Raw genomic sequence first — 21,203 nt, 5'->3', positions numbered from 1 at the left:
AGACGTGGCAGCCCGTAGGGAGTCGAACCCCTCTTTCTAGGTTGAAAACCTAGCGTCCTAACCGATAGACGAACGGGCCACTGTCTCACCGTCTGCGTTGCTTTTCAGCTGTTTGCCTCCGGTGTGAGGCGGTATTTAGGCCAGCGCTGCGGTGGGCGCAAGAGGGTTTTTTGCCCCGCCGCGTGTTTTTTTACCGTTGCATGACAGCGCAGCCGGCGTGACGCGCAAAGCCCTTGATACAAAGGCATTTCAAGCACTTGCAGCGTCGTCCAGGCGCAGCTGCACGCGGTTGCGCCCGCCCCAGCTGTTCACTTCGACCTTGCCCGCCAGATGAACACGGCCCGGCCCGCGCCGTTCAAGCGCCGGTCCCAGCGGGCCGTCAAAAGCGCCAAAGGCAATCGCTTCCAACGCAGGCCCGGCAGGCTCGCCAAAGCGCAGCTTCAGATGATTGGTGCCGATCTTGCGCGCGTCGAGAATCATCATCGACGGGAAGGCAAAGCGCGGGGCAGGGGCGGCCTGCCCGAAGGGCCCGGCCTGTTCCAGCGACTCGATCAGCTCGACCGTCGCCGCGCCCGGCATCAGCAGCCCATCCACGCGCAGATCACCCGCGCCGCCGACACCGGCACCCTGCCGCGCCAGCAACTCACCCAGCCGCGCCATCGCCGGTTCCAGCTGGTCCTGCGCCAGCGTCAGCCCGGCGGCCATCCGGTGCCCGCCGCCCTTGATCAGCAGCCCCTCGGACGCCAGCCGCTGGATCGCCGCGCCCAGATCGACCCCCGCCACCGACCGGCCCGAGCCCTTGCCCTTACCGCCATCCAGCGCGATGACCACGGCGGGGCGGTTGGTGGCCTCTTTCAACCGCGCCGCGACGATGCCGATCACGCCGGGGTGCCAGCCTTCGGCCGCAGCCCAGACCAGTGGGCCATCCATGCCGCGCGCCTCGGCCTGCGCCATGGCTTCTTCGCGCACCGCCGCTTCAATCGCCCGGCGCTCGTCGTTCAACGCATCGAGCCGCGCCGCGATGCGCTGTGCCTCCATCGGGTCGGTGGTGGACAACAGCCGCGCCCCCAGATCCGCCGCCCCAATCCGCCCGCCCGCGTTCACACGGGGGCCCAGCACAAAGCCAAGATGATAGGGCGTCGGCGCCGAATCGATCCGCCCCACATCCGACAGCGCCACCAGACCGGGGCGGCCGCGCTTGGCCATGACCTTGAGCCCCTGACGCACAAAGGCGCGGTTCACCCCGATCAGCGGTGCCACATCGGCCACCGTCGCCAGCGCCACCAGATCGAGATAGCTCATCAGATCAGGGCCTTGCACGCCGTTGTTGCGCAGCCGCCGGTTCGCCTCGACCAGCAGCAGGAACACCACGCCCGCCGCGCACAGATGCCCCAGATCGCCCGATTCGTCCTGCCGGTTGGGGTTCACAACGGCCAGCGCCGGCGGCAGGGTCTCGCTGCCTAGGTGGTGATCCACGACGACCACATCCGCACCCTTGGCCGCCGCAATCGGCCCGTGCGAGAGCGTGCCGCAGTCGACGCAGATGATCAGCGTATGATCGCGCGCCAGTGCCTCCATTGCGGGCTCATTCGGCCCGTAGCCTTCATCAATCCGGTCCGGGATATAGAGCGTCGCGTCATGCCCCAACGCGCGCAGCCACGTCAGCAGCAGCGCCGCCGAGGTGCCGCCATCCACGTCATAATCGGCAAACACCGCGATCTTTTCGCGCGCTTTCAGCGCCGCCAGCAGCCGGTCCGCCGCCACATCCATATCGCGCATCAGCAGCGGATCGGGCAGCAGCGCGCGCAGGCTGGGGGCGAGGTAGTCGTCGACGCCTTCCGCCGCGACCTGGCGCCGCGCCAGCACCGCACACAGCGCCATCGGCAGCCGCGTTGCCTGCGTGAGGGCTTCGGCCTGCCGTTCCAGCTCGACGCCGGGACCAACCCAGCGCCGTCCGGTGAACGAGGCGGTGACGCCCAGATAGGCAGCGATGTCGGTTTGGGTGTCCATCGTCAGAAAGCCGTCCTTTTGCGCGCACGATAGGGCTGTGGGCGGCCAAGCACCAGCGGATAGCCCCTCACGCCGCGCCATCCAGATTGGCGACCAACCGTTGCAACAGGTCGCGCGTTGCCGCCAGCTGCGCCGGGTCCAGTCCGCCCGCCGCCTCCGCCAGCACGCCACCGACCACCGCCAGCACTGGCCCCTCCAGCGCCGCGCCCGCCTCGGTCGGGGCGATGCGCACGGCGCGGCGGTCACCCTCGGGCGTTTCGCGGCGCAGGAGATCCTTGGCGACCATCCGGTCCACCAGCCGCGTCACCGTGGTGCGGTCGCGCAGGGTGATCGCCGCCAGCTCATTCATCCCGCGCGGCCCGTCGCGCCACAGCACCATCATGAGCGACCATTCCTCGGGCGTCAGCGCGATACCCTGCGCCGCCAGCCGGTCGCGCAGATGGGCGCGCAGGGCGAAACCGGCGCGGTTGATCCAGTGGCCGAGGGACTGGGTGTAGTCGAACATGGGTTGACCTTTATATGTGTAGATAGCACATAGTGTAACAAGCACAGGAGAAGCTCGCATGACCCAATCCGTTTCGCAAGACCTTGTTCTGCTCGAAGGGGCAGGGCAGTTCCCACAAGTGACGCTGCAGCCGGTCACCGGCGCGGGCTATCTGGTGCTGGCGTTGGAGATCGACCACAGGCCGCCGTTCCTGTTCGGCCTCGCCTCAGCCGCCAAGCGTCAGGCGACCGAACGCCTACGCGCCTTCGCGGCCCGCCAGCCCGACGCCCATGTCTTCATCGCGCTGGTGATCCCGCCCGGGCGCGGTGCCTACCTGCGCCGGCGCCCGCAGATCCGCCCGGCGCGGTTTGATCTGGTGCTGTTGGTGGAAACTGCAACGCCCGAGGCGGCGCAAACCCTGCAAGCCAGCGATGACTGTCAGGCGCTGCTGGCGGCCACGGCCCCGCTCGCCCGGCGGCAGGCGGCGTTCAGCGCGACCAACATCCGCCATATCGGCCCGGTCGATCACGCGCGGCAAGGGGTGTTCCTGTTCAACTGGTTCACCGCCGAAGACCTCGACCAGAACCTCGCGGTGTGGAATTACACGGCCGGCTGGTTCACCGACCAGACCGGCCTCGACAATTCCACCGTCCTGCAACCGCAAGCGGGGCAGGCGCCGGACTGGCCCCTCGTCAATCACTGCCGATGGGAGGGGCTGTCCGACATCCTGCCCGCGCTGATCTTCAAGCGCAGCTTTCGCGCCTATGTGCTCGCGCATTTCGCCGCCAATCGCACAGCGGCCATGCCGGTGCTGTACCGGCTGGCGCGCTGAGGCTTACTTGACGGGCGTGCGGTAGCTCATGCGCCGCACCGACCCGGTTTTCGAGCGCATCAAGATCGTCTCGGTGGTCAGCCAGCCCGGCTCGCGCTTGATGCCATGCACGATATTGCCGGTGGTCACGCCGGTCGCCGAAAAGATCACATCCGCCGTCACCAGCTCGTCGCGGGTATAGATGCGGTCCAGATCGGTGATCCCGGCCTTGGCAGCGCGGCCCCGCTCGTCGTCGTTGCGGAACATGAGACGACCATACATCTGCCCGCCCATGCATTTCAGCGCCGCAGCGGCCAGAACCCCCTCAGGCGCACCGCCCGAACCCATATACATGTCGATGCCGGTGATCGCAGCCTCGGCGCAGTGCATGACACCGGCAACGTCGCCATCGGTGATCAGGCGGATCGACGCCCCGGTCGAGCGGACCTCGGCGATCAGATCCTCATGGCGCGGACGCTCAAGGATGCACACGGTGATATCGCCCGCCTCGCAGCCCTTGGCCTTGGCCAGCGCGTGCACGCGCTCGGCGGGCGACATGGCCAGCGTCACGGTATCAACGGCATAACCCGGCCCGATGGCCAGCTTGTCCATATAGACGTCCGGTGCGTGCAGCATCGTGCCGCGCGGGGCCATGGCGATCACGGTCAGCGCGTTGGGCATGTCCTTGGCGGTCAGCGTGGTGCCTTCCAGCGGGTCCAGCGCGATATCCACGGCGGGGCCGTTGCCGGTGCCGACCTCTTCACCGATGAACAGCATCGGCGCTTCGTCGCGCTCGCCCTCACCGATGACCACGACGCCCTTGATGTCCAGCATGTTCAACTGGTTGCGCATGGCGTTCACAGCGGCCTGGTCGGCGGCTTTCTCGTCGCCACGGCCGATCCACGCGGCCGATTCAAGCGCCGCCGCTTCGGAAACGCGGGCGAGACCCAGCGACAGCAGACGGTCGTGAAACAGGGGAGAGTCGGACATGGTCATTCCTTGAATAGGGGCAGGGCCGCGGTCGGGCCGGATTCGAAACAGGGTTGCGCGTCTTGCATACCCCTTGGCGTCGGAGCGAACAACTTTGGTGCCGCTAACGGGCTGAGTCTGAGGGAATTTTCCCGAAATGCCCGGTGCGGATCAACATTTGCAGCAGCAAGCCGATCATCAACCCGTTCAGCGCATGCCACGCGAAATGCGTGCCCAGCGGGAAGCTGGCGCAGATGTCGCGGTCCAGCGTGCGCAGGCTCAGCGAGATCAGGAAGGTGATGAACGCAGCCAGAATCCACGGCGCACCCGGATGGTTGCGCCAGAAGGCGATGACGGTGAACACCGCCAGTGCCAGCACCGCCGGCGCGTATTGCCCCGAGCCGTTGAGCGGGTCGGGGGCCGCCGTCGCCACCTCGGCACCCTCGCCACCGGCCAGCCAGATCGCGCCCACCGCCGCAACCACGATGATCACCGCCACCCGCAGCACGCGCTTGACCGGCATCCCGCCGATGAAATGCATTGCGGCCAGCACGAACGCTGCCACGAAGCTCCAGATTGGCAGGGTATCGGCCAGCTCGGACCAGCGCGTCGCAAAGGTGTGGAACGCGAAACTGCCCACGCCGATCAGCCCGGCCATACCAATCAACACCCAGACGATGGGCGAGTGCACGCCCCGCTTGCGCGCCTCGGCCGCGCCCCAAAGCGCCGCCAGAACAAAGGCGGCGTTGGTCAGCGCGTTCACCGGCTCGGCCCAGAAGGCCGCCGACACCCGCTCGCAATAAATGTCTACGGGGTCGATCCAGGCCATGTCTTAAACTTCCTCGATCCGCATCGCGACCGGCGCGCCGACCACCACCCCGGTGGCCGCAAAGCGGTCCAGCGCGTGACTGATATCATCCGAGGTTGCCTTGTGTGTGACAATCAGCACCGGCGCATCGGTGCCGTCATGCGAATATTGCCGCATCCGGTCGATGGAGATGCCGCTTTCGCCCAAAAGCGTGGCGATCTTGGCCAGTGCGCCCGGCTTGTCCAGCAAGGTCATGCGCAGATACCACGGCGCGCCCGTGCTCACCACGGCGGGCGGGGCGTCGACCAGACCCGCCGCCGGCTGGCCAAACACCGGCAGGCGGAAGCCGCGCGCGATGTCGATCACGTCGCCCATCACCGCGCTGGCCGTCGGGCCTTCGCCCGCGCCCGCGCCGCGCAGGACGATCTGGCCGACCATGTCGCCTTCGATCACCACCATGTTGGTGCCGCCCTGCAGCTGGCCCAGCGGGTGCGTTTCGGGGACCAGACAGGGGGTCATGCGCTGTTCCAGCCCGCGCCCGGTCATCTGCGCCACGCCCAAGAGCTTGATCGAATAGCCCATGTCGCGCGCCAGACGGATATCGTCGGTCGAGATCGAGCCGATGCCCTGCAGCACCACCGCGTCAAAGTCGACCTCGGTGCCAAAGGCAATCGCGCTGAGCAGGCTCAGCTTGTGACCCGCATCAATGCCGCCGACGTCCAGATTGGGATCGGCTTCCAGATAGCCCAGCTTGCGGGCCTCTTCGAACACCGTGTCATAGGGAAGCCCGGCGCTTTCCATCCGCGTCAGGATATAGTTGCAGGTGCCGTTCATCACGCCCATGACGCGCTTGATCTGGTTGCCCGCCAGACCCTCGGTCAGCGCCTTGATCACCGGGATGCCGCCCGCCACCGCCGCCTCGAACCGCAGCGCGCGGCCATTGCCCTCGGCCAGCCGGGCCAGCGCGGTGCCGTGATGCGCCAGCAGCGCCTTGTTGGCGGTGACCACATCCTTGCCGTTCTTCAGCGCGGTTTCGACCAGCGCCTTGGCCGCGCCGTTCTCACCGCCCATCAGTTCGAGCACCACATCCACATCGTCGCGGCGGCCCAGTGCGACGGGATCATCCTCCCACGCGTAGGCGGAAATATCAGCGCTGCGCTTTTTCGAGCGCGAATTGGCGCTGACCGCGACGATCTCGATGGCACGTCCCCCGCGCCGGGCGATCAGCGCGGCATGGGTCTGGACGATCTTGACCACACCGATGCCGACGGTGCCAAGACCGGCAATCGCCAAACGCAACGGGCCGGGATGTGAGGGGGTGGTCATAGGTAACTCCGCAAGATCAGGCCACGGGCCGTGCCGCGTGGCGTTGTCGCAGGATTAGCGGAGGCGCGTCTTGGGTGCAATGCGCGGATGCGCGCGATCAGGTTTGCTGTTCTTCCAGCAGCTGTGCGCGGCGCAGCAATTCGGCCCGTTCGGCGGCATCGCGGTCATTGTGGCGCAGCTGTGCCGCCCGGGCGCGCAGTTGCGCGGCGCGGTAACCCAGCTCATCCGCAGCCTGTGTCCCCCGCGCGGTATCCGCCGCGTTCATCGTCCGGTCGGCGATTTCGGCGCGTGTCAGCAGGGCGGGCGCATCCGCCGCCACCTCGGCACAGCCGGCAAGCGCAAGCAACAAAAGGGGCAGGGCGGGCAAACGGGGCATAGGGCGGCCTTTGGCTGGACGGCGCGAGAGTAGCAAGCGTGCTTCCCGCTGTGAAGCGGCAAAGGCCCGAGAGGGGTTGAACTGAACGAGCGTTCAGTGACAATGGCGCATGGCTCGCAAACCCGGTTCCCGCGCCGAGATCACCGGCCCGCGTCTGCGCGACGCGGCGCTGCGGCTGTTTGCGCGCGACGGCTATGCCGCGGTCTCGATGCGTCAGATCGCGGCCGAGGTCGGCGTGCAGGCCGGGGCGATCTATCTTTACACCGCCGACAAGCAGACCCTGCTGTTTCAGCTGATGCAGGATCACATGGACGCGCTGCTCGGCGCCTGGGCCGACAGCACACCGCCCTTGGGCGATGCCCGCGCCCGGCTCCAGCATTTCGCGCGCTTCCATATTCGTTTCCACGCCGCCCGCGCCGACGCCGTGTTCATCGCCTATATGGAGCTGCGCAACCTCACGCCCGCGAATTTCGCCACCGTTGAGGCCTTGCGCAAGCGCTATGAGACCGAGCTGGAAACCATCCTGCGCGCCGGTCAGGACGAGGGTACGCTGGCGGTGCCCGATACCAAACTGGCCGCGATGGCCCTGATCGCCATGCTGACCGGCGTGAACACGTGGTTTCGCGAGGGCGGGCGGCTCAGCCGCGACCGGGTCGAGGAGATCTATGTCGACATGGTGCTCAAGGCCGCAGGCGCGCGCGCTTGACGCATGCAGCCCGCCCCGGTCGGGGACGGGCTGGCGCTGGCATTCTTAGCGGGTGTAGCGGCTGATGCTCAGATCCGACGTGCAGCGGCTCGACCCATAGGTGCCCAGCCAGATCTCGTACTGGCCGGATGTCGCACCGGCGATCTGCAACCGTGAATTATAGTCTCTGCTATAGTTCGTGTTGGACACATCGTCGTTGAACCACCACTGCCCGTTGGGGTCGCGCACGAACAGCGTCGTGTCACAGGTGCCGCCGTTGTTGTAGTCATTGGTGCGGATCAGCAGGCCCGAACTGCCGTTGACCACGCCTTGCGCGTCATAGTTGAGAACCAGATGCGGCGACGCATGGACCCACCCGCGCCCGCCGCTGGCGGCGCAGCGGCTGGCATCGGTCGGACCGCCTGCCTCGCGGGGCATGGTGATGCCGGTGGTCAGGTCCGAGCGGGTCATCGTCAGCCAGGGGGCGGAAATCCGATATTCCGGGCAGCCCGAATAGCGCGCAAAGCGCGTGTGCGGGTCGCGGGTTTGCAGACTGCCTGCGTTGGCGGTGAACGCTGGCGGCGTTCCACTCCCTGACGAGGCAATGGTCAGGTTGTCGATGCCGAAGCTTTCGTTTGCCAGCGACTCCTGCACCGAGGCCGAGAAGCCCAGCGTGAAGTTTTGCGGCGCGTTCTGAAGCGTGACGACCACGCGCCAGGCCGAATCATGATCAGCCGACCCGGTGAAATTGGTGCCCGACGAGGTGCGGGTCATCGTGACACCATAGGTCACAGCGTCGATATACCCGGCGCTGGTGCGCGCGTTGTTGAAGGGCGCGCTTAACGCGGTGTCGAACAGATCCAGCGAAATCGGCTGACCGTTGTACATCAGCGTGAAGTTGTCGCCATAGCTGGGGGCCCAGCTGGCGTTATACGCGTCCCAGGTGTCGATGATGAACAGGTCGAAAGCGATGCTGGCATTCGTGTTGGCCGCCGGCAGCGCCACGCTCAGCGTCACCGGGTTGTTATAGGTCGAGGCCCCGAACGGCCCCAGATACCGGCCCGTCGGCCCGCCAGCGGTTACGGTGGTCGACGAGAAGCCCGTGGTCACAGAGTTTTCGAACGCATAGGTCGTCCCTGCGGGCGGCTCGACGTCCGGTTCGTCAGGATCGTTCGGATCAGGCAGCGAGGCATTGCCCGAGCCGGTCCACGCAACCTCGTAATCGGCCTCGGGATAGATCGTCTCGACGCCTTCGAAATTGATCCATGGCGCGAAGCGCGGGCGCACAACGACCACCGGGGCAAAGCGCAGATTGCCCACGCCGACGCTGGCGAAAGGCTCCCACAGCGCGAAGGTCTCGACCAGCAGAAGGGCCTCACCCGGCAGAACCGGCGGGATGCGGCTGGCGAGATCGCTGACAGGCATCTGCGCGGCAGCGCCGGTGAAGGAGAACGACGTATCCTCGCCGAACTCGGCCAGCAAGGTCGCGGTATCATCGTTCTGCAGCAGCTCGAACGTGTTTTCCGGCAGCGGTGCCATGTTGCGCGTGGCATAGGACCATTGCAGGCGGTTCCGCTCGGTTGTGCTGTCCCAGATCACCGACGACACGCGGATGCGCGTGGGATACTCGCTGTCCGCCAGAAAGTCGAAAACGTTGTTCAGGCCTTCGATATAGTTGCCGGTGAACAGGTCGGTTTCACGCGACATGATATCGGCCACGGTCTGCGCGGCCATCTGGGCGTTGTAGCGGGCCTTGTAGCCTTCAAAGAACACCACCGTCGCCACCAGCCCCCACAAGAGCAGGGGCAGGGTGATCACAAACTCGACCGCGACCGATCCGCGCTCGTCTTTCAGACGGCTCAGGCGGTGGCGGGCGAAGAGGAGCGTAAAGAGATGTCTCATGATGGTCCTCACGCGGGTTCGTTGGCAAAGGCGGCGTTCGACACCAGATAAAAGCCGCCCGACTCGTCGACGGGCATGCCCAGAACGATGCCGGTCAGGTCGATGAACGGATCGGCGACGACGCAGACGCGGATCAGCATCAGGACCTGCGATCCGCTTGACGGCACAAAGGACAGCACCGGGCTGATGTTCTGCGCGCGGTTCACGCATTGGGCAGGCTGATCCAGCCCGGCCCAGGTCGTGGTATTCACCGGGCGCAATTCGATGGCGATGTTGCTTTCACAATCGGCCAGCAAGAAGGTGTTTTCGCAGACCTGCGCGCGAAACCCGGCGTAGCTGGTGGCCGACACATTGCCCAGCCGCACCTGCCGCACGGCGATATCCACCGCGCGATCCAGAAACACCTGCCGGATCATCACCACGCCATAGTCGATGGCCGAGAACAGGAACGCCAGCGCCAGCGGCACCATGATCACGAACTCGATCGTCGCGGTGCCGCTTTGCGAGCGCGCGAAGTGGCGCCACAGGGAACGGGGACCGGTCACAGCGTCAACCTCAGCGCTTGCGTCTGCACGCTGTTGGCGATGCCCTGGAACACGTCGACGATGCCGTCAGCGGTGGTGTTGAAATAATGGCTGGCCGACGAGGCACAGCTTTGCATCAGCGCGGCACCGGCGGGCGGGGCCTGATAGGCGATGGAATAGATCAGGATGCCCTGATCCTTGAGCGCGTCGCAGGTCGCCGTTGAATTGGTGTCCTGAATCCCGTCGGCATACCGCTCGCCGCAGCAATTCTCGCCATCCGTCAGCAGGATCAGCGCGCGCACCACGTTCGGCTCGTTCCAGTCATAAGGCCGACCCTCGAACACCGGGTCGATGTCGCCATTGGCAATCAGCGCGCTGATTGCCGGACGCAGCGAGGGGTCGAAGAACAGCGCCCCGTAACGGATCCCCAGATCGATCGAGGTCGTGCCCGACGCGCGCAGTTCGGTGATATAGGTCCCGGCGGTGGCCGCGTTGCTCAGATAGGGACGCACCGTGCGCCAGCTTGCCGTGTTACAATTGCGGCGTTGCGAGGATTGGGTCAGGCCGTTGACCACCGAATTCCACAACGTCCAGTCATTGCACGCGCCGCTGCCCTGCAAGTTGGTGAACTGATTGAGAAACCCTGCGGGTGGCAGCACCCATGTGTCATAGGGCACCATGGTGATCGCCACATCGCCGGGTTGGATATCATCGGTCAGCAGCGAATTGACCAGCTGGGTTGCCGCCGTCTGCATCATGCCGATCTTCTGCTGTCCGTTCATCGAGCCTGACACGTCAAGCACCATGACGATTTCCAGCTTCAGCCCGGCCCCCAGCGTTTCATGCGCCCGCGCCGGGGTCGCCACAGCAAAGTCATTGACCCCCACCAGGCGCATGAACAGCGACGGAACCGTTGCCGCAGGCGCGACCGTGACCGTGCGCCCGCCGTCTTCGCCGTCGACCACGCTGAAATTGTTGCCCAACTGCTCATCAAGCCCTTCAGCAGCGAAATAGGCGTGCAAGATCTGCTCGGGCGTCGCGCCCGAGGTATTGTCGCGCAGCATCGTCGCGGCCAGCACCGCGCGGTCGGCAACCCCTTGCATGCGCAACCGCTCGTTCTCGTGGCGCATCAGGTCAACCGCCAGCCCGCCAAACAGGATCATTGCCACAAAGATGAACACGCTGAGCACGGCCATCGAGCCAGAGTCGGCGCGGCGAAACGCTGCCAGTTGCACCGCCAGACGGCGTGTGCGTACCGGATGTTTTGCCATCAGAGCATTGCGCATAAGGGTCACCTGTCACCTGAGAAACGCGGAAGAGCGCTTCGACTTCCTGTCTTTTTAGGGTGACGCGGTGGCCGAAATGCGGCGCTCTCTTGCCGAAATGTGGCAAGAAAGCGGCATGATCCACGGCATGCCCCGGAAAACGGGAAAAGGATTGTTTCCGAATCGGGTTAACGCCCGATGAACCCGACCTGCCTGCGAAGTTGGGCGAAACTGCGGCTGCAACCGCGCCGCGCCGGTCAGGGCTTAACCAAAGTCCCGAGCAAGGGCGCAGAATTGCTCGAGCCCGATCTCTTCGGCCCGCGCCGTCGGGGCGATTCCCAGCCGGGTCAGACGCGCCTCGATCTGCGGGTCCAGCCCCTTGAGCGCCGAGCGCAGCATCTTGCGGCGCTGGTTGAAGCCCGCCGCAACCACCCGCTCCAGCGTCTTCGCCGGGGCCGGAAAGCGCGGCTCGGGCAGGGCGGTCAGATGCACCACGGCGCTGTCGATCTTGGGCGGCGGCGTGAAGGCGCTGGGGGGCAATGTCAGCACGATCCGCGCCTCGCAGCGCCATTGCGCCAGCAGCGCCAGCCGGCCGTAGGCCTTCGAGCCGGGTTTCGCCACGATCCGCTCGGCAACTTCCTTCTGGAACATCAGCGTCAGCGACGACCACACCGGCGGCCATTGCGCGGGCGTCAGCCAGCGCACCAGCAGCTCGGTGCCGACGTTATAGGGCAGGTTGGCGCAGATCTTGATCGGCGGCGTCAGATGCGCCAGCGGGTCGATCTGCAGCGCGTCGCCCTCGATCACTTCCAGCCGTCCGGGATAGGCCGCCGCGATCTCGGCCAGCGCGGGCAGGCAGCGCGGGTCTTTCTCGATCGCCAGCACCCGGCGCGCGCCTTCGGCCAACAGGCCGCGCGTCAGGCCACCGGGGCCGGGGCCGACCTCAAGGATATCCGAGCCTTTCAGATCCCCCGCTGCCCGCGCAATCCGCGCGGTCAGGTTGAGGTCCAGCAGGAAATTCTGCCCCAACGCCTTTTTCGCCTGCAAATCATGCTGGGCGATCACGTCACGCAGGGGGAAGTCCGTCAATCTGGCTCATGCTGTCTCAATCCGCCAAAACCGCGCCCAAGGCAAGGGCGCTGGACGCGGTGCGTCACGCGCGCCCGCGCGACAAAACTTGACCGCCGCTGATTTCAAGCGCCCGTAGGGTGGGGTTCAACCCCACCTTACGCCGCACCGCCCCTAACCCCGCGCCTGCGCCATGTCCCAGGCCATGACCATCGCCGCCCGCATCGAGGTCGGATCGGCCACCCCTTGCCCGGCAATGTCATAGGCCGTGCCGTGATCCGGCGAGGTGCGCACAAACGGCAGCCCCAGCGTCACATTCACCCCACCCGAGAAATCAATCGTCTTGATCGGGATCAGCGCCTGATCGTGGTACATGCACACCGCCGCGTCATAGCGCGCGCGGGCGGCGGCGTGGAACATCGTGTCGGCGGGCAGGGGGCCTTGCAGATCGAGCCCCTCGGCCCGCATCTCGGCCAGCAGGGGCGCGATCATCGCCAGCTCTTCACGCCCCATCGCGCCGCCTTCGCCCGCATGCGGGTTCAGCCCGGCGACGGCGATGCGCGGCGCGGTCAGGCCGAAATCGCGGATCAGTGCCGCGCGGGTGATTGTGATGGTGCGGCGCAGCAGATCGGCGGTCAGCGCCTGCGGGACATCGGCCAGCGCGATATGGATTGTCGCCGGCACCACCCGCAACTCGGGGCAAGCGAGCATCATCACCACATCCGCACCGCCGGCAAGATGGGCCAGAAACTCGGTATGACCGGGAAAGGCAAAGCCCGCGCCGTCTTTCAGCGCCTTCTTGTTGATCGGCGCCGTAACCACCGCCGAACAGGCCCCGTCCTGCACCAGCGCCACCGCCCGTTCGATGGCGGCGATGGTTCCGGCGGCATTGGCGGGATCGGGGCGGCCGGGGCTGGCCGGGCCTGCAAAGGTCAGCGGCAACACGGCCAGCGCACCGGGCGCCACCGGTTGCGAGGGATGCTCGACCGCTTCCCAGCGCGTGCCCTCGGGCAGATGGCGGGGATCGCCGATCCACACCATCGGCGCGGGCGCACCCTGCGCGGCAATCCGGGCCGCCAGTTCAGGCCCGACGCCCGAGGGATCGCCACAGGTGACGGCCAGCGGTGCACTCAGCGAAGCGCGCGACATCACGGATACCGGATGTCGGCCTCGGCGCGCAGGCGCTGCAGGTAGATCGCCGCCTGACCTTCAAGCGCCTGATTCAACAGCCCGGCGCGGACCGCGCTGCGGGCCGGGGCGGCATCGGTGGCCACCCGGCGCGCGCAGAGCATCATCACCGCCAGCTGGCCGTTCTCGACCATGCTGGCGCTCAGTTCACCGGCGTTCAGCCGCTCCAGCTCGCCGCGCACGCCCGAGGACAGGGCGCTTTGACGCTCGGTCAGAGTCTGAACCGCCGTCAGCGGCAGTTCCGGGAAGGTGCGCAACACGACGGCGTCGAAATCGACGCAGCTGTCCACGTTGTCGCGGATGCGGGCCACCGCGGCGCGGTTGGTGTCGCTCAGCCCGCCGGGGATATCGGCGCGGCGGTAGTCAAGCTCGATCGCCTCGGACGGCACCGCGCGCAGATCGCGGCGCGCGCGCAGCTGGAAGAACGCATAGGCACCCGGCATGTCCAGCGGGCCGAACACGGTGCCCACGGCGGCCGTGGCCATGGCCGGGCCGACGGGTTCGGGGACGGCCTGCACGTTGATCCAGCGTTCCACGCGCCCGCCCGACGGGCCGGATGGCGCGGCCGAAACCTGACGCGCGGCATTGGCAAACTCGGCTTCGGTGGTGATCCGTTCGATCTGCGGGATGATGCGCTGCACAGCCTCGGCGAATTGCGGATCCGAGGGCAGGAAAATCTCCGAGATCAACACCTCGGTCGACGGCTGTATGCCCTCAACCGACAGCGCCTGATCGATCTGCGCGTTGGTGATCGACACCTGCGCACCATAGAGCTGCTGGATCAGCTCGCGCCACAACACGCCCGAGCGGATGAACGTCTCGAACGTCTCGCGGTCGATCCCGGCCTGACCCATGCGGGTGACCATTTCCTCGGTCGTCAGTTCGGCGCGGGCGGCGAATTCGCTCATCCCGGCTGCCATGATGTCGGGCGTCACCCGGCCACCGAGCCGCGAGGCTTCCTGCAACTGCAGCCGGTCCTCGATCAGCCGTTCAATGGCCAGCTGGCGCATGTCGGCGTTGGTAACCCCGATGAATTCGAGAAAGCGCATCTTCTGCGTGATCTCGTAATTCGTGACCGCGTCGTCATTGACATAAAGCGCCGCGGCAAAGGGCGATTGTGCTTGCGCCGCAGGCGCGGCCAGCGCGACCGCCGCGGCCATGAACAGGCCCAGCAGCACACGCGGTGCGGTTTTGAAAAGGGTGGGGCGGAAAAGCATAGCGTGCATTGCAGCAATCCGTTCTGTTCGTCGTGCCGTTCGCCCCGGCCTAGCCGGTCGCGCACGGGATGAAAAGGGTCCGCTCAGGCGCGGCAGGTGCGCCCGCTGCTGTTGGGCGCGCGTCCGCCGATTCCCAACAGCTCGACCCGCATGTTGAACCGGGTCGAGGCCGAGGGATTCGTCGCCGTCACAAAGTGCCGCGCCAGCGTCAGATTGACCGCCAGACACTCGTTGCTATAGGCCAGTCCGGTCCGTGCCGCCGCGAAGATGCTTTGCGCCACGTCATAGTCCCAGCCCACCGTGGTTCGCCAGCCGTTGTTCAACTCGTGCTTCACGTCCAGTGACCATTCGCTCAGCGTGACCGTGCGCGCCTCGAAGCTGCTGGCGGGCAGGTACAGATAGCTCGTTGATACCTCGGTCCGGTCCCCGGCCCAGGCGAAATTGGTCTCGGCCCGGGTCACATTGGCGTCATCGTCCAGCAGCATCCGCAGGGTCAGCGCATAGCCGTCCGAATGGCTCAGCCGTCCGGCCAGCAACCAGTCCGACCGCGCCCCGCCCAGGGGCTGCACATGCGCCGGATCAAAGCCTGCCAGCGTATCGCGGCGCCAGATGCGCCCGACCAGCGCCTCGGTCGACCAGCTGCTTGCATCCTGCCGGGCCCACCGCAAACCGGCGTTGATCCGCGCGCCGTCATCCGGCGCACCTTCGGCGGACGAGCGGGTCAGGGCGAACAGATTGCCCGCGTCCAGTTCTGGCATGGTGTTGTCGTCATTGGGCAGCGTCACGCCGTTGCGGCGGCTGTCGATCACCTGCATCACCGGCTCGATCACATGGCGTGCACCGCTGTCGGTGGTGGTGGCCCAGGGCCAGCGCAGTTCGACCATCGCCTGCGCCGCCTGTCGGTTCAGCGGGTCGGGATAGGCGCTGTCGTCGTCGACGCGGACATGATCGAACCGACCGGCCAACGCGCCGGTGGCGACAATGCCGCCCGGCAGGATCGCGCTGCGCCGCCAGCTCAGACGCACATGCGCCCGCGCCACGTCACGCCCCTGAACCCCGTCAAGCGAGGAATGGCGCACAAAGGCCGTCGCCCCCATGCCAAGCGTCAGGTCGCCCCCGGCAAGGCTGTGGTGATGCTCGGCATCGACCTGCGTGGCGGCGTTGGGCAGCGTGTCGTTGTCATCCGCCAGACGCATCGAATAAAAGCCAAGAAAGCGCGCCCGGACCGCCTGATCGCGGCGGATACGTTCCAGCGTTACATGACCACGCAGCCGGGCTTCACTGGTGATGTCATAGGTCTCAAGATAGCTGCGCTCGGATGCTGCCAGCACATCGGCCGACAAAACCCAGTCATTGGCCAGATGGAACAGCGCGCGCACATAGCCATAGCCGCGCGTTCGCCCCGGCAGCAGCTCATCGCGCGAGATCTGTCCGCCCATCTCGATCCCGCCGTTCTGCCGCGCCAACCGATAGCGAAAGCCCAGTGACACCATACCCCGCGACGACGCCCGGGGCGTCAGCGTCAGGTCGCTGGTGTCCCCGAAGGGGATGAAATAGGGGATGCCCGCCTGCAGACCCAGATCGCTGTCCAGACTGACCTCGGGCCGCAGCATGCCGCGCAGCCGGGTCGTGCCCGGGGCGGGCAGGTTCAGGCGTGGCGCGTACAGGATCGGCACCCCGGCAAAGCGGAACTGCGCGCGCTGAAACTGGATCCGCCCGGTATTGTCGTCATGAATCACCCGGTCGGCGCGGATTTCCCACAGCGGCGTCGGGTCCGAGGCACAGACCGGGCAGCTCGACGCAACGACGGCTTCCATCTGGCTGACACCGTTCACGCCGGCTTCGATCCGCGCGGCGGCAATCTGCAACTGCTGATTCAGCACCACCCGGGCCGAGGTCACCAGTCCGGCGCGCAAATTGGGGCTGAGCTGCGCCGCATCGGCCATCACCACCTGATCGGGGCCATCGCTGATGGTGATCGGCCCCTGAATATCCAGCGCATCACTGACCCGGTCGAACATCACCCGCTCGGCCGTGACGCGCACCGACCCCTGCCAGATCTCCACCGCGCCCGAGGCCACCAGCCGGCCCGATCCGTCAACATAGACCTGATCGGCCATCACCGTCGCTGTCGTTTGCGCACGGGCGGGGGCGGGGGCAAGCAGCGGCGCGGCCAGACCGGCCACCAACACGCAGGCATGAACCTTCACCAGAGTCGCGATCGCGATCCTGCCCAAGGTCCCGGTCTTGTGCGTGGTGCGTGGCACTGTCTATCCGTCCTCCAGATGCAGCAATACCCCAAGCGCCAGCAGCATGGAAGCTATCGGTGGTGTCCATACGGCCAGCGACAACGGGATCTGCCCATTCTCACCCAGAACTTGCGCGAAATTGCGCAAAAAGAACAGGGCAAAACCGGCCAGAACCGTCAGCAAAATGCGGGTGCCCACACCGCCGGCGCGCGTGTGTTTGAAACACAACACCGCCCCCACCATCAACATCGCCGCCATCAGCAGCGGCAGCGCCAGTTCGGCCTGAAACTGCGCCCGGTGCGGGCGTGACGACAGGCCCGCCCGGTCCAGCGCGCGGATGAAATCGGGCAGATCCCAGATCGACAGCGTGCCCGCCCGGTTGAAGCTCTCGCGGATGCGCTCGCCGGTCAGGTCGCTGGGTACATCCAGCGAGATCTGGCTTCGCGCATCGCGTTCGGGGTTGTCGGCGGCCAGATCCCAGATCTTCGCGTCGGTCAGCAGCCAGCGCCCCGGCTCCAGCCGGGCGCTGCGCGCCTCGATGCGTTGCAGGGGCAGGCCGGTATCGCGCTCGAACAGCTGAAACGACACATCGCCAAAGCCCAGACCGTCAGGGTCCACCGATTGCGCGCGGATCACCGTCTGCCCCAGCGCATCGCCCTGCCGCAGCCACAGCGCCGATCCCTCAAGCGAGATCTGCGCCTGTTGGTCGGGGCTGTGCATCGCCTGCAGGCGCTGCTGATACGCGCGCGACGCACCCGCCACCAACGGGTTGAGCAGCGCCACCAGCACGGCGCCGAACAGGATCGTCGCCAGAAACGGCTCGCGCAGCATGCGCATCGCGCTGCGCCCGGCCGAGCGGATCACCACCAGTTCGGACGAGCGCGCCAGACCCAGCGTCATCGCCATTGACGACAGGATCGTGAGCAGCGGCAGGATCTGGTAGAAGGTCGCGGGCACGCGCAGCAGCGACAACCAGACGATTTCGGTCATCGAGGTGCTGCCGCCGCCAAAGCGCCGGACCATCTCGACAATCTCGAACAGCAACAGCATGCCGAAGAACACCGAGCCGATCAGCGCAAAACTCGCGGCCAGACGGCGCACCAGATACAGGCCCAGCGTCATGTCCTGACCCGCCGTTTGCGCGTCGCCCAGGCGATCAGCCCCAGCGACACCGCCACCGCCAGCCCCAGCGGAACGATGCCCAGCCACGCCAGCGCGGTCGAGCGCATCGCCGGTCCGGCAAGCGCGTTCGTCAGCGTCTGCACCAGCGCCATCAGCACCACCGCCACGACCACCTCGCGCCAGAACCCCAGCCGGCTGAACCCGCCCGCGATCAGCGACGAAAAGCCGATCAGCGCGGCGGCAACGGCGGCAAAGCCATCGACAAAGCGCGACACCAGCTCAAACCGGAACTGCGCGACGCTGGCGCGGGTTTCCTCCAGCAGCGCGGGCGTGGCGGCAAGCAGTTCCGACGATCCCAACTCCTGCACCGAGCGTCCCCGGCCAGCAGGACCGGTCATCGTGCTGAGATCATAGGTGAAATCGCCAAATCCCGTCACCGACAAGCGCCCGGTCCGCCGGTCAAAAATCTGTGCCTGCCCGTCAATCATCACCAGCTTCGGCCCGCTGGCCTCGGGCACGATCAGCGCCGTGCGGGCGGTGTAGTCGATCCGCTGCAACTGGCTGCGCGCGTCCGACAGATAGATGCCGCGCATCGTGCCCTCGGCGGTGATCTCGGTGATGAAGAACGTCACCCCGTTCGCCGGATGCTGAAAGACCCCGTCCTGCAGCAACGAGGCCGTCAGGTTCTGCGCAACCTCCATCTGGCGGCGCGACAGCTCGGCGCGCGCTTCGGGGATCAGGAAATGCATCAGCACGATCAGGAAGGCGGTGACGATCAGCCCAAAGGCCACCACCGGCCGCGCCAGCCGGAACGGCGAGATCCCGGCGGCCTGCAACACGGTGATTTCGCTGCTTCTGAGCAGGCTGAGCGTCACATAGGTCGCCGCGACAAAGGCCGAAATCGGCAGCACCGTGCGGATCAGCATCGGCAGGCTCAGCGCGGTGAACTCCAGAAATACCGACATCGGCTGACCATTGCTGATCAACTGATCAAACAGGCGAACCGCCCGGTTCACCCAATAGACCGACACCAGCACCAGCGAGAAAAAACCAAATACCCACAAGAGCTGCGCCAGAATGTAACGATCCAGCCGCGCCACGCGACACCCTTCACCAAAGTCCCCAAGTGCGGGCAATCTAATCGGTTTGTCAGCGCTGTGAAACCGTCAATCGGTGGATCCCGGGACCGTCGGCGGCGGTCGCCGCGACGGGCTGACACCGCGGCCAAGCGCTCGGGTCTGGCTGACCAAAACGCGGGTCGGGAGGATCAAGGCCGCGGTATTCCATGCCGACACGCGTGCGAAAGGCCATGCCTGCCGCGCGGACACAGGCGCAGCGGGCCGGTTGTCATTTTTGCCGCGGCCGAGCGGATCACGGCGTGTTTCGACAGCGCGCCCACAGCGCGCAGAGTCGCGACTGAAACGCAGACAGCCCAGGCAGACCCGCCGACAGTCAGGCAGTTCGCGCAGCGTCACGATGCCCACCAGCATCGCGGCTCTGACCAAGCAGTATCCCGGTCCGACGGTCGGTTCGGCACCTGGCTTGTTTCGTTCGCCTTTGTCCCGCTGTGAAACACGACCCAGACCCGATCGACACGGGCGCTGCGTTGATCATCCTCACCGCCGATCACTGGCCCCGCAACAACACCCGTCGCGCGTCAGGCGATGTGACGCGACCAGCCTCGCCTCTGGCCATCCGGACGGGCAGGGGCTACGTTCTGCCCGCAATGACCGGAGACACATGCATGGCCCTTCCCGACATTCAGTTCACCGCGCCCGATCCCGCCGCGCTTGCCGCGCATACCGGCCGTGTCGTGGTCTTCGCCGATCTCACCCTCGATGCCGAGGCAAAGCGGGTTGATCGGTTGATGCGCGGCGCGCTGACCCGCGCGGTTGCCGCTGACAGCTGGTCCAGCGTGAAGCCGGGCGACGGGCTGATGCTGGCCTTTCCGACGGGGCTTTCGGCCAGCGCCGTGCAACTGGTCCGTTTGCCGCGCAAGGCTGAAGCCGAGGTTCTGCTCAAGGCCGGGGCTACCATCGCCAAGGGGCTCAAACCCGAGGGTGCGCTGGTGCTCGCCCGTCTGGTCAAGCCGCTGCCCGCGCTGATCGAAGGCCTTGCCCTGCGCAGCTATCTTTATTCGCGCAAGGCCGAAGCGCCCAAACTGCCGGGCACCATCCAGATTGCGCATCCCGAACCCGAGGCGAGTGCCACGCTCTGCGCTGAGGTGCTGGGCCGGGCCGAGGCCGTGCATTTCACCCGCGATCTGGTCAATGATCCGGCCAATATCCTGACCACGACCGAATTTGCCGACCGGCTGCTCGCGATGACAGCGATGGGGCTGAGCGTCGAGGTGCTCGACGAGCCCGAGCTGGAAAAACTGGGCATGCGCGCGCTTCTGGGCGTCGGGCAGGGGTCGGAAAGTCCGACCAAGGTTGTCGTCATGCAGTGGAAAGGCGCCGAAGGCGCGCCGCTGGCACTGGTTGGCAAGGGCGTCGTGTTTGATACCGGCGGCATCTCGATCAAGCCGGCGGGCGGCATGGAAGAGATGATCATGGACATGGGCGGCGCGGCGGTGGTCGCCGGCACCATGCGCGCGCTGGCGGCGCGCAAGGCCAAGGCGCATGTCGTCGGGCTGGTCGGGCTGGTCGAAAACATGCCCGATGGCAAGGCGCAGCGCCCCGGCGATGTCGTCACCTCGATGAAGGGCGATACCATTGAGATCATCAACACCGACGCCGAAGGCCGTCTGGTGCTGGCCGATGTGCTTTGGTACGCGCAGGAACGCTTCGCCCCCCGGGCCATCGTCGATCTGGCGACGTTGACGGGGGCCTGTCTTGTTGCGCTTGGCTTTGAAAACGCTGCGGTTTTCTCGAACGATGACCCGTTCTGCGCGGATCTGCTGAAAGCCGCGCAAACGCAAGGCGAAGGCGCGTGGCGCATGCCGCTGAGTCCGGCGTATGACGCGCTGATCAAGAGCCGCATGGCCGATATGAAGAACACCGGCGGACGCTATGGCGGCGCGATCACCGCAGCGCAGTTCCTGCAACGCTTTATCAAGGACGGGCAGCCCTGGGCGCATATCGACATCGCGGGCGTCGCCTATCCGTCGACCGACACCACATTGGCGCCCAAAGGGGCCTCGGGCTGGGGCGTGCGCACGCTGGACGCTCTGGTTCGGGCCAAGTTTGAAAGCTGACGC

General features: G+C 66.4%; 17 protein-coding genes, 1 tRNA gene and 1 pseudogene. 3 read left to right on the top strand and 16 right to left on the bottom strand.

Annotation, left to right across the window (positions count from 1 at the left end):
• Positions 1 to 5 precede the first annotated feature (5 nt).
• The 3 genes from OKW52_RS15205 to OKW52_RS15195 all read right to left on the bottom strand — a co-directional run bounded on the left by OKW52_RS15205 (position 6) and on the right by OKW52_RS15195 (position 2,515).
• Positions 6 to 79, bottom strand: a tRNA-Glu gene (locus OKW52_RS15205).
• 170 nt (positions 80 to 249) lie between these two features.
• Positions 250 to 2,010 (bottom strand): single-stranded-DNA-specific exonuclease RecJ, encoded by a 1,761-nt coding sequence (recJ, locus tag OKW52_RS15200; protein ID WP_264506459.1) that lies wholly within the window; start codon positions 2,008 to 2,010, stop codon positions 250 to 252.
• Positions 2,011 to 2,077: 67 nt separating this feature from the next.
• A complete protein-coding gene (locus OKW52_RS15195) occupies positions 2,078 to 2,515 on the bottom strand; it encodes a MarR family winged helix-turn-helix transcriptional regulator (RefSeq protein WP_264506458.1) in 438 nt (145 codons plus the stop codon).
• Between the two features lie 58 nt (positions 2,516 to 2,573).
• Between OKW52_RS15195 and OKW52_RS15190 the strand changes: the two genes are divergently transcribed.
• The gene (locus tag OKW52_RS15190; protein WP_264506457.1) at positions 2,574 to 3,326 is read left to right on the top strand and encodes a hypothetical protein; all 753 of its coding nucleotides are present in this window, start codon (positions 2,574 to 2,576) and stop codon (positions 3,324 to 3,326) included.
• Between the two features lie 3 nt (positions 3,327 to 3,329).
• Here OKW52_RS15190 and glpX read toward each other — a convergent pair whose 3' ends face one another.
• From glpX to OKW52_RS15170, 4 genes are all read right to left on the bottom strand, one after another.
• Positions 3,330 to 4,295 carry a class II fructose-bisphosphatase gene (glpX, locus tag OKW52_RS15185; protein WP_264506456.1) on the bottom strand — a complete coding sequence of 322 codons (966 nt, stop codon included), beginning with the start codon at positions 4,293 to 4,295 and terminating at the stop codon, positions 3,330 to 3,332.
• A gap of 103 nt (positions 4,296 to 4,398) precedes the next feature.
• Positions 4,399 to 5,103, bottom strand: coding sequence for a ceramidase (locus OKW52_RS15180; RefSeq protein WP_264506455.1), 705 nt, complete (start codon positions 5,101 to 5,103; stop codon positions 4,399 to 4,401).
• 3 nt (positions 5,104 to 5,106) lie between these two features.
• Positions 5,107 to 6,408 (bottom strand): homoserine dehydrogenase, encoded by a 1,302-nt coding sequence (locus OKW52_RS15175; protein ID WP_264506454.1) that lies wholly within the window; start codon positions 6,406 to 6,408, stop codon positions 5,107 to 5,109.
• A 97-nt stretch (positions 6,409 to 6,505) separates the two neighbouring features.
• Entirely contained in the window at positions 6,506 to 6,784 is a 279-nt protein-coding gene (locus OKW52_RS15170) for a hypothetical protein (RefSeq protein WP_264506453.1), read from the bottom strand.
• A 109-nt stretch (positions 6,785 to 6,893) separates the two neighbouring features.
• On the opposite strand from OKW52_RS15170, the gene OKW52_RS15165 reads away from it, so the two are divergent.
• Positions 6,894 to 7,490 carry a TetR/AcrR family transcriptional regulator gene (locus OKW52_RS15165; RefSeq protein WP_264506452.1) on the top strand — a complete coding sequence of 199 codons (597 nt, stop codon included), beginning with the start codon at positions 6,894 to 6,896 and terminating at the stop codon, positions 7,488 to 7,490.
• A 45-nt stretch (positions 7,491 to 7,535) separates the two neighbouring features.
• On the opposite strand, the gene OKW52_RS15160 is transcribed toward OKW52_RS15165, so the two are convergent.
• The 9 genes and pseudogenes from OKW52_RS15160 to lptF all read right to left on the bottom strand — a co-directional run bounded on the left by OKW52_RS15160 (position 7,536) and on the right by lptF (position 19,104).
• The gene (locus OKW52_RS15160; RefSeq protein WP_264506451.1) at positions 7,536 to 9,371 is read right to left on the bottom strand and encodes a TadE/TadG family type IV pilus assembly protein; all 1,836 of its coding nucleotides are present in this window, start codon (positions 9,369 to 9,371) and stop codon (positions 7,536 to 7,538) included.
• A gap of 8 nt (positions 9,372 to 9,379) precedes the next feature.
• Positions 9,380 to 9,916, bottom strand: a complete 537-nt coding sequence (locus OKW52_RS15155) for a TadE/TadG family type IV pilus assembly protein (RefSeq protein WP_264506450.1) — start codon at positions 9,914 to 9,916, stop codon at positions 9,380 to 9,382.
• Positions 9,913 to 11,181 carry a TadE/TadG family type IV pilus assembly protein gene (locus OKW52_RS15150; protein WP_264506449.1) on the bottom strand — a complete coding sequence of 423 codons (1,269 nt, stop codon included), beginning with the start codon at positions 11,179 to 11,181 and terminating at the stop codon, positions 9,913 to 9,915. The genes OKW52_RS15155 and OKW52_RS15150 overlap by 4 nt, the downstream gene beginning before the upstream one ends.
• A gap of 243 nt (positions 11,182 to 11,424) precedes the next feature.
• Positions 11,425 to 12,259, bottom strand: a pseudogene (gene rsmA, locus OKW52_RS15145) (16S rRNA (adenine(1518)-N(6)/adenine(1519)-N(6))-dimethyltransferase RsmA).
• A 143-nt stretch (positions 12,260 to 12,402) separates the two neighbouring features.
• Positions 12,403 to 13,362, bottom strand: a complete 960-nt coding sequence (gene pdxA, locus OKW52_RS15140; protein ID WP_264507719.1) for a 4-hydroxythreonine-4-phosphate dehydrogenase PdxA — start codon at positions 13,360 to 13,362, stop codon at positions 12,403 to 12,405.
• 14 nt (positions 13,363 to 13,376) lie between these two features.
• Complete coding sequence (locus tag OKW52_RS15135) at positions 13,377 to 14,642, bottom strand: peptidylprolyl isomerase family protein (protein WP_264506448.1); 1,266 nt, start codon at positions 14,640 to 14,642, stop codon at positions 13,377 to 13,379.
• Between the two features lie 74 nt (positions 14,643 to 14,716).
• On the bottom strand, positions 14,717 to 16,900 hold the full coding sequence (locus tag OKW52_RS15130; protein ID WP_264506447.1) for an LPS-assembly protein LptD: 2,184 nt from the start codon (positions 16,898 to 16,900) through the stop codon (positions 14,717 to 14,719).
• 3 nt (positions 16,901 to 16,903) lie between these two features.
• Positions 16,904 to 18,004, bottom strand: coding sequence for an LPS export ABC transporter permease LptG (gene lptG, locus OKW52_RS15125; protein WP_264506446.1), 1,101 nt, complete (start codon positions 18,002 to 18,004; stop codon positions 16,904 to 16,906).
• Entirely contained in the window at positions 18,001 to 19,104 is a 1,104-nt protein-coding gene (lptF, locus tag OKW52_RS15120; protein WP_264506445.1) for an LPS export ABC transporter permease LptF, read from the bottom strand. The genes lptG and lptF overlap by 4 nt, the downstream gene beginning before the upstream one ends.
• A gap of 644 nt (positions 19,105 to 19,748) precedes the next feature.
• Here lptF and OKW52_RS15115 point away from each other — a divergent pair.
• Positions 19,749 to 21,200, top strand: coding sequence for a leucyl aminopeptidase (locus OKW52_RS15115; RefSeq protein ID WP_264506444.1), 1,452 nt, complete (start codon positions 19,749 to 19,751; stop codon positions 21,198 to 21,200).
• Positions 21,201 to 21,203 lie beyond the last annotated feature (3 nt).

Origin of the sequence: Pararhodobacter zhoushanensis, assembly GCF_025949695.1 — a bacterium.
Taxonomy (GTDB): domain Bacteria; phylum Pseudomonadota; class Alphaproteobacteria; order Rhodobacterales; family Rhodobacteraceae; genus Pararhodobacter; species Pararhodobacter zhoushanensis_A.
This window is presented reverse-complemented; position numbering and strand designations above follow the sequence as displayed.